This window comes from Corynebacterium gottingense, from assembly GCF_003693265.1.
Lineage (GTDB): Bacteria > Actinomycetota > Actinomycetes > Mycobacteriales > Mycobacteriaceae > Corynebacterium > Corynebacterium gottingense.
On record NZ_RDRE01000155.1, the window covers coordinates 1 to 1,073 of the forward strand.

Annotated in this window: 1 protein-coding gene and 1 pseudogene; both read left to right on the forward strand. The window is 72.2% G+C overall.

The features are described from left to right. Positions 1–332: pseudogene (locus EAW56_RS12415) on the forward strand (thiazole synthase); the annotation flags it as partial. Beyond that, positions 329–1,073 (forward strand): ThiF family adenylyltransferase (locus EAW56_RS12420; RefSeq protein WP_208636529.1); only part of this gene is annotated, 745 nt, incomplete at its 3' end. The pseudogene EAW56_RS12415 and the gene EAW56_RS12420, both read left to right, overlap by 4 nt.

Below are 1,073 nucleotides of genomic sequence, written 5' to 3' on the forward strand. Positions count from 1 at the left end.
CCCCGATCGGTACCGGGCTCGGCATCCTCAACCCGCATAACATCGAGCTGATCTGCTCGCGCGCCGAGGTGCCAGTGCTTCTCGACGCCGGCGTGGGCACCGCCTCCGACGCCGCCCTTGCCATGGAACTCGGCTGCGACGGGGTGCTGCTGGCCAGTGCCGTGAACCGCTGCCAGGACCCCGTCGCAATGGCGAGCGCGATGCGCCACGCGGTGGAGGCGGGCCGCCTTGCCCGCGGCGCGGGCCGGATTCCGCGGCGGACGCATGCGGAGGGGGCGTTGGCGTCGTCAAGCTTTGAAGGCCTGGCGAGCTGGGAGGACCAAGTCCTATGAGCCTCCCCCACGCTGAGCTGCGCCGCACCGCGCGCCAGACGCTGCTTCCGGGCTTCGGGCTGGCGGGCCAGGAGGCGCTCAACCGCGCGCACGTGCTGGTCATCGGCGCGGGCGGGCTCGGGTGTCCGGTGATGCAGTCGCTGGTGGCGACGGGCGTCGGCACGATCACGGTCATCGACGACGACGTCGTGGACGACACCAACATCCACCGCCAAATCCTGTTCAGCGCCGCCGACGTCGGCCGGCCAAAGGTCGAGGTGGCGGCCGAACAGCTGCGCCGGCACCGCAACGACGTGTGCATCGACGCGCGCAACGAGCGCCTCGACGCGTCCAACGCCGCCGAGTACTTCCGCGAGCACGACCTGGTCATCGACGGCTCCGACACGTTCACCACGAAGTTCCTCGCAGCCGACGCCGCCGAACTCACCGGCACCCCGCTGGTGTGGGGCTCGGTGCTGCGCTTCCACGGCGAGGTCGCGGTCTGGCACTCCGGCCCGGGCTCGCGTGGCGTGGGCCTGCGCGACCTCTACCCCACCCACCCCGCGCCCGAGGACACCCCGGACTGCGCCACCGCGGGCGTGCTCGGCGTGACTACGTCCGTCGTCGGCGGGCTCATGGCCACCGAGGCGGTCAAGCTCCTCGCCGGGATGGACGAGGCGGAGATCGGCGTGCTCACCGTCTACGAGGCGCTCGCCGGCACGCTCAAGCGCTTCCAGGTCGCGGCCGACCCGGAGCGCGAGC